Raw genomic sequence first — 8,022 nt, 5'->3', positions numbered from 1 at the left:
CTAAATGGGATGGCACCTCACCATCTTCATCAAGATGTTCCTTCTTTACTTTATCCTCTTTTTTCAGTTCCTCCTTTGTGGAGCCCTCCTTTATGCTTGCCTTATCTTTACCCGGATCAGAAGGGTTTGATTTTCCTTGTTGGGACGGTGTATTCTTGTCTTCTGTCATCATATTGGTTTTTTGTTAAAGATCATTTACAGTTTTAATCTGTTAAAATTATTAAAGTTGGGAGGTATAGTAATTATAAAAAATTAAACTTTTTTTGAATAATTTTTCTATTGGTATTAGCTGATGCCACCAAGGCATAGACCAAAATCCTTCCTCAAAAAACAGAAAAACAGCCGTTGATTTTTTGAATTTCCATTGAATAAATATCCTAACCAAAACACAATCCCCCTAAATTCCTCACTCACTCCTCAACGAATCCGCAGGATTAGTCAAAGCGGCTTTTAAAGACTGGAATCCTACGGTTAAGAGTGCCAAGGCCAACAATCCCAAACCAGAAAGTAAAAATGTAATCCCACTGATGTCCACATGAAACGCAAATCCTGAAAGGTATTCTTTCGCCAAATACCAAGCAATTGGGCTGCCAATCAGGATACTGATCAATACCAACTTGGTGAAATCCCCACAAAGCATAAGTACCAAATTAAGAGAAGTCGCTCCCATTACTTTACGGATACCAAGTTCTTTTATTCTTCGAGCTGCGGTGAATGTTGCCAAACCAAACAGCCCCAAGCATGATATCAGAATTGAAATTACCATAAAACTCATAGAAAGTTTACCCAACACTAAATCTGATCTATATTGTTGCTCAAATTGTTCGTCCAAAAAGGTGAACTCAAAAGGATAATCGGGACTATGTGCCTTGAAAACTTTTTCAATCCCGGCCAATGATTCAGACATGGATGCAGATTGATTTATTTTTACAAAATAATGTGCCCCGAGATTCTCCGAATAAAGGAATACCAAAGGCTCTATGCCTAACTTAAGGTTATCGTTGTGAAAGTCTTTAGTCACTCCGACAATCCTACCCTTATTACCCCAAACACCCAATTCTGATCCGATCACCTCATGCTCTGGAATTCCCATGATTTCCATCGCTCTGCGATTGATGATGTAGCTGAGGGAGTCCTGGTTTACTCCCACAAAATTCCGTCCTTGGAGCATTTCTATTCCCATGGTCGGAATAAAACCCTCATCGGCCCGGAACAGCTTGAAATGGATGGAAGCATCATTGGGTTTACCTGTCCAATCGATTTCGGTAGTGGTAATCGGGATGACAAAAATATCATTTCCACCAAAACCAATATTTTCCACGTTGGACAATTGGAGCATGGCGTTTTTGAAAGGAGCAGTATTGGCAATCAGATCCTTATTCTGATTTATGACCAAAACCTGACTCTTGTCAAATCCCAAGTCTTTGTTACTGATATACTTGATTTGTTGGTAAATGATGATACTTCCCACCACCAAAACCAACGCCGATGCAAATTGGATTACAACCAATGTTTTTCTCAATCCACTTCCAGTCAGCAGACTTCTTGCATTTCCGCGAAAAATGGAAATGGGCTTAAAAGAAGAAAGGAATATGGCAGGATAAATCCCGGCCAATAAGCCGCAAACCAAGGTAATCGCAACCGCCCCTCCCAAAAACAAAGGATCAAAAATATCCAGTTGGATGGATTTGGAAGTAATGGTATTGAAGAAAGGAAGTAAAGTATGGACCAGAGACCTGGCCAATAACAATCCTAAAAATGCGATGATCAGCGACTCCAGCATAAAGTGGACCACCAAACCTAGCCTGTTCGCTCCTATGATTTTTCTGACACTGACTTCCTTACTCCTGCTAGCAGCACTTGCCGTAGCCAGGTTCATAAAATTGATGCAGGCCATCAGCAGGATAATGGATGCCACAATGGAGAACAAAATGACCTGTTCGATTCTTCCGCCGACATTTTTGCCACCTTCAAACCTGCCGTTGAGGTACAATTTGCTGAAGCCATACAGAAACGGACTTGTGGTGCATTCAGTGCAATTGCTTTTGATAAGCGTTTCCAGTTTTTGATTTACGGCAGGCAAAGAAGCCTTTGGATCCAAAGTCAAAAAGGTTTTTGTCCCTCCTGTCTGCCATCCCTGCATCCATGGGTTTTCTTGGTAGTGGACTTCAAACGGTGCCACAAACTCAACCTGAATACTTGAATTTGTTGGAATATCGGCAAAAACTGCAGAGACCATAAATTCCTGTGTCTGTTCCACCTGAACGGTTTTACCGATCGGGTCTGTGTCTTTAAATAATTTTTCAGCAAGTTTTTGGGATAAGGCGATGGAATTGTTATCCGGCAAAGGATTGGACGGATCTCCATGGACCAAAGGAAAATGAAAGATTGTAAAAAATTCATTGTCTGAATAAATCCCTTCTTCTTGAAAAGAAACTTCTTCATGTTGAACCAATAGGGTGGAGGACATATTGGTTTGGGTAATATTGCTGACCTCTGGAATTACAGCGCGAACTGCTTCCTTCAATTTCGCAGGAGTGGCTCCATAGGTGTGGATCTGCCCATCCGGAAAAGTATGGTTGATCATTACCTGATACAGGTCCTTGTCATTAGTATGGAATTTATCAAAACCATATTCATCTAAGACCCACAAAAAGATAAATATAGCTGAAGTCAGGCCAATGGTAAGGCTGAGAATATTGACTACAGCATTTGTTTTGTGACGGAGGAGGTTTCGAAAAGCTGTCCTTAGTGCATGGAAGACCATCATGGGAGAATATTAGTTTGACTTATAAATCCAAGTGTAATGCCAAAGATAAACTTCCTTTAAGCCCTGATTTCGGAACTTCCTTCAAAAAAACGTTCTCCTTCGAACAATCATTGTTCGCAGATGGGATGGTGGCAAAAAAATCCTCCCCATTTTTATAGGGAGGATTGATTATTTACAAGCGATTTTACTCACTCTGGTAGCATGTCTGCCACCTTCAAATTCCGTAGTAAGGAAAATCATCGTCATTTTTTCTGCTAAATCAAAAGGTATAAACCTAGCTGGCAATGCCAATACATTCGCATCATTGTGTTGTCTTGCCAAGGAAGCCAAATCTTCTGTCCAACAAAGTGCTGCCCGGATCTCTTGATGCTTGTTGGCAGTGATGGCGACACCGTTGCCACTTCCACAAATAAGGATCCCTTGTTTGAACTCCCCTTTTTCTATTGCGTCACACAGAGGATGTACAAAATCAGGGTAGTCGGCTGAATCACCGGAATAAGGACCAAAATCTTTGACTTCATATCCCTCAGTTTCCAATACTTTGATCATTTCGGTTTTATAATGAAAACCGGCATGATCTCCTCCTATGGCTATTTTTTTACTCATCATCCTTATATTTGAGGTCGTCTTCCAATGCTTTTTCAGCTCTTTTCTTCTCAAGCCTCTTAGCAATCTGAATACCTGCTTCATAAAGTACTAAAATCGGCATGGCAATCAAAATCTGACTGATCACATCAGGTGGAGTAATTACTGCTGCCAAGATTAAAATCACGACTATGGAGTGCCTTCGATATGCTTTGAGCATAGCTGCTGTTACCAATCCTGACATAGATAGAAAATAAATCACTACCGGCAATTGAAACATTATCGCAGAGGCCAAGACCAACATGGAAAGGGTACTTACATAGGAGGTGATATCAAATTCATTCAGAATACTTGGGTCCAACTGATAGTTGGATAGGAAATTAATGGACAGCGGTGCAAGGATATAATACCCGAATAAGGTGCCTGCAAAAAACAATAAGCTGACAAAGAAAACTGCACCTCTTGCTGCCATTCTTTCTTTGGAATACAAACCTGGGGCAATGAATTTCCAAACTTCCCAAAATAAATAAGGAAATGACGCTATCAGACCTACCACCACACTGGAAGTAATATGCATCGAAAACTGTCCAGTCATCTGCCTACTCTGTATCGTAAAAGGAAGCTGTTCTATACAGAGCGCCGGCAAAGACAGAAAATCAGAAACCTGACAAAGTACCCTATATGTAAAAAAATCAATTCTGGAGGGACCAAGAATGATTTTGCCAAATACAATACCTTTAGCTAGAAAAGCTGCTACCGTAAAAATCATTACAGCTGAAACAGACCTTAATAAATGCCAACGCAATTGTTCTAAATGGTCCAAAAAGGACATGCCTTCTTCTTCCTCTTCTTCTTTATACTGATCTAAGGCCACGTCTTTTTTTGAAATTAATATAATGGGAATTTAACCATCCACTCATTTACCTCAGCCTTGATCTGAGCCAATGAAGCCTCTTTATCGTGATGGGTGAGCGATTTATCTATCAATTGGACAATTCTTTTCATGTCCTCCTCTTTCAGACCGCGGGTAGTAACCGCAGCTGTTCCAACTCTCATTCCCGAAGTGACAAATGGCGAACGGGTATCAAAAGGGACCATATTTTTATTGATGGTAATATCTACTTTTCCAAGTGTTTCTTCTGCTATTTTACCCGTCAGGTCTTTATTTCTAAGGTCTATAAGCATCATGTGATTGTCGGTTCCTCCTGAAATGATCTTGTAACCTAAACTTACGAAAGTTTCGGCCATTACAGATGCATTCTTTTTCACTTGAATCACATAATTCATATAATCATTAGAAAGTGCTTCTTGAAAAGCAATTGCCTTGGCTGCGATAATGTGCTCCAATGGACCGCCCTGCGTTCCGGGGAATACGCCTGAATCCAAGAGAGAAGACATTTTTCTCAATTCACCTTTTGGGGTTTTCAGACCAAAGGGATTATCAAAATCTTCCCGCATCAAAATCAGACCTCCTCTTGGACCTCTCAATGTTTTGTGGGTGGTAGTGGTCACAATATGACAAAAATCCAATGGGTCATTCAATAGACCTCTTGCGATCAATCCTGATGGATGAGAAATATCCGCCAATAGAATCGCCCCAACCTGATCTGCTATATCTCTTAACCTTTCATAATCCCAATCACGGCTATAAGCAGAAGCGCCACAAATCAACAGCTTTGGTTTTACTTCAAGTGCTTTTTCCTCCACCTTGTCATAATCGATGACTCCGGTTTCTTGTTCCACTCCATAGAAATGGGGCTTGTACAATTTTCCAGAAAAATTTACTGGAGATCCATGAGTCAAATGGCCTCCATGAGAAAGATCAAAACCCAAAATAGGATCGCCGGCATTCAAGACCGCCAAGAAAACTGCTGCATTGGCTTGAGCACCTGAATGCGGCTGAACATTTGCCCAAGTAGCTCCAAAAAGCTGTTTAGCTCTGTCTATTGCTAACTGCTCAATCTCATCCACCACCTCACAACCGCCATAATAACGTTTGCCAGGGAGCCCTTCTGCATATTTATTGGTCAATACACTTCCTGCTGCCTCCATTACCTGTTTGCTGGTAAAGTTCTCGGATGCAATCAATTCAATTCCTGTTTTTTGACGGTTTTCTTCTTTTCCAATAAGGTCAAAAATGGTCTGATCTCTTTTCATGGGGTGTATTTTAATAAGTGGCCCAAAATTAGTTTTAATCGATGGATTATCCAATTGTATAAAGACAAAAAGGGGGCAAATAAAACCCCCTCCTTGAATAAAATTTAAACTTGATTTCTCTTATAAATAGAGTTTTCGGAATCCAGAAAAGGGCATAAAAATATCCCTATTAAGTTATTCTATCGATTTAAAATGGAACTCTCACATTCAATGCCACATTTCTGCCCATCTGATTAACCCCAAATGGCCTGAATAGCGATAAATGATCCAAATAGGTTTTATTCAGGATATTTGTTCCACTTACATATACATCCAATAAAGTGTTTCCCACCTTTAGATTTCCGCCTATGTTCATCCCCAACAAGAAATATCCTGGCGTGGCCTCTTCCAATGGTGCTGCTTTATCTTGATTGAAAATCAATGACCCAAGCACGCTCAGGTATGGTTTTTGGATAATTCCGATATCCTTGGATCTGAAATCGACTGATTGATTCCACCTATAAGCAGGAATATAGGGTAAATATGTCCAATCTTCTGTTCTTTGCCCAATCACCATGGAATAGGAGGTAGAAGCCTGGAACCATTTTGCCGCTGAAGGATGGAAATCAAACTCTAATTCCCCACCATAAAGTCTTGCATCAGATTGTTCAAAAGACCAAATATCAAGATCTTCCTGCATCTCACCTGTTGGAGCAAAGAAAATATAATTATTGATGTCATTATAAAACACCTCTCCCGATATCGAGAAATTATTGGTTCTATACCTGATTCCAAAATCGGTTTGAATATTTTGTTCCCGCTGAAATTCAGCATTACCTTTTTCAAATCTTCTGGTTCCTGGGTGAACACCATTGGAAAAAAGCTCCGCAAGATCTGGGGCTCTGAAACCTTGGGCTATGTTCAACCTGAATCTCCAATGAGAATTAGGCCTGAAAGTCGCACCGCCTGAGGTGGTTACACCATCAAAAGTTCTTTCCAGCTGCCTGTTTTCAGGCTCTCCGGGAAGTATAAATCCAAAATCAACAAAATGAGGTGAGCTTGCATCCACATTTACTTTTCGGTAATCATACCTTACTCCTCCTTGAACTACCCAATTGTCTTTATTGTAATTCAATAGACCATAGATGGAACGATCGTCCTTTTTGGCATCAGGGATCAAAAACTCCAAAGCATCATCATAATTGATAGTTTGAAGATAAAAACCCTGTACGCCAAAAATAGCCTCAAGACTTGGATTCAATGATTTAAAATATTTCACATCATACATGATGTTACTTTGGTTCAAACCCAGATCTACAAATTCCTCACCGGTTTCAATTTCTTCCCGAAGATTTTTATGAAGTCCAAAAGTGGCTTTTAGCTTGTCTTCCCCAAGAAAAACATTTGTTTCAGAAGAGAGAAAGTGGTCTGTGACATTTTGGAAAGGTACCTGGGATGACCTATCACCTCTGTAAGTTGCCAACCCCTCAATATCGGTTTCATCGAGAATGCCAAGCTTTTGTTTAAGGTAGGTATATCTTAATCTGGTATCGCCCCATTTCTTCTGAAGACCCACACCACCTTTAAAGTTTTGTGTATTGAATCGGGTGTTTCCCATGGTTCTTCCGTCACCATCCTTGTAATCAGCATGTGATTCTCCCGCTCCATTGATCGACCAAACAAACCCATTTTCAGATGCTCCCTTTATACCCAACTCTGATCTCAATCCAAGATTATTACTGTATCCCCTAAGATTCAAATATCCTTCGACCTCTCCTTTGATGGCATCTTTTTCTTCTATAAGGTTGACTACACCTGCCATGGCCCCAGAGCCATAAATTAGGGATGCCGGACCTTTTATCAGTTCCACATTTCCAATTCCGGTTTCAGTGAGTCCCAATCCATGGTCTGCTCCCCACTGCTGATTTTCAAATCGTCCTCCTTGATAGACCGACAAAACCCTACTAAAAGAAAGACCTCTGATCACAGGCTTACTGATACCCGGGCCTAGTGAGATTTCATTGACTCCGGGAGTCCTTGTCAAAGCAGTCATTAAACTTGGTGAAGGCATTTTTAAAATATCAACCAAATCAACCTTTTCAATGCTGATCGGAGAACTCTCTTTACTCATCACATAAGCTCCTGAAACCACAACTTCATCGATATTGGTAAAAGCTTCTTCAAGCTGTATTACCAATGTCCGGGAAGAAGAGCCTGCCTTCATGGATTGAATGATGGTCGAATAACCAACAAAAGAAAATTTAAGTGTAATATTTCTATCGGGCAGCTCAGAGATTTTAAAATTGCCATCCAAGTCAGTAACTACCCCCCTATTCAATTCGGCAATAAAAACCGAAACCCCAGGCAAAGGAATATTGGTCGATTTATCCACTACCCTGCCATTAATTGATATATCCTGTGCTGCCAATAACCCTAAATAAAAAAGGGTTAAAGCAAGCGTAAGTATTGTACGCATCGCTGAAATTATAATTGAAATTGTTGAAACTGAAAATATCCCAATCTTAGTGGAT

The 8,022-nt window shown here is 40.3% G+C and carries 5 protein-coding genes; all 5 read right to left on the bottom strand.

The window, feature by feature from the left end:
• Nucleotides 1-406: 406 nt before the first annotated feature.
• The 5 genes from ACEW8U_RS03095 to ACEW8U_RS03075 all read right to left on the bottom strand — a co-directional run bounded on the left by ACEW8U_RS03095 (nucleotide 407) and on the right by ACEW8U_RS03075 (nucleotide 7,967).
• A complete protein-coding gene (locus ACEW8U_RS03095; protein ID WP_373520569.1) occupies nucleotides 407-2,770 on the bottom strand; it encodes an ABC transporter permease in 2,364 nt (787 codons plus the stop codon).
• 168 nt (nucleotides 2,771-2,938) lie between these two features.
• Entirely contained in the window at nucleotides 2,939-3,376 is a 438-nt protein-coding gene (gene rpiB / locus ACEW8U_RS03090) for a ribose 5-phosphate isomerase B (protein ID WP_373520568.1), read from the bottom strand.
• Nucleotides 3,369-4,229, bottom strand: a complete 861-nt coding sequence (gene tatC, locus ACEW8U_RS03085) for a twin-arginine translocase subunit TatC (protein WP_373520567.1) — start codon at nucleotides 4,227-4,229, stop codon at nucleotides 3,369-3,371. Before tatC ends, rpiB begins: the two co-directional genes overlap by 8 nt.
• Before the next feature lie 14 nt (nucleotides 4,230-4,243).
• Nucleotides 4,244-5,512, bottom strand: a complete 1,269-nt coding sequence (glyA, locus tag ACEW8U_RS03080) for a serine hydroxymethyltransferase (protein ID WP_373520566.1) — start codon at nucleotides 5,510-5,512, stop codon at nucleotides 4,244-4,246.
• Between the two features lie 187 nt (nucleotides 5,513-5,699).
• Entirely contained in the window at nucleotides 5,700-7,967 is a 2,268-nt protein-coding gene (locus tag ACEW8U_RS03075; protein ID WP_373520565.1) for a TonB-dependent receptor, read from the bottom strand.
• Between the last annotated feature and the right edge of the window lie 55 nt (nucleotides 7,968-8,022).

Origin of the sequence: Aquiflexum sp. (assembly GCF_041751335.1) — a bacterium.
Lineage (GTDB): Bacteria > Bacteroidota > Bacteroidia > Cytophagales > Cyclobacteriaceae > Aquiflexum.
This window is presented reverse-complemented; position numbering and strand designations above follow the sequence as displayed.

Excerpts from the sequence above, each read along its gene's own strand:
- ACEW8U_RS03095 (WP_373520569.1), bottom strand. The coding sequence starts at position 2,770 with ATGATGGTCTTCCATGCACTAAGGACAGCTTTTCGAAACCTCCTCCGT.
- glyA (WP_373520566.1), bottom strand. The coding sequence starts at position 5,512 with ATGAAAAGAGATCAGACCATTTTTGACCTTATTGGAAAAGAAGAAAAC.
- ACEW8U_RS03075 (WP_373520565.1), bottom strand. The coding sequence starts at position 7,967 with ATGCGTACAATACTTACGCTTGCTTTAACCCTTTTTTATTTAGGGTTA.
- rpiB (WP_373520568.1), bottom strand. The coding sequence starts at position 3,376 with ATGAGTAAAAAAATAGCCATAGGAGGAGATCATGCCGGTTTTCATTAT.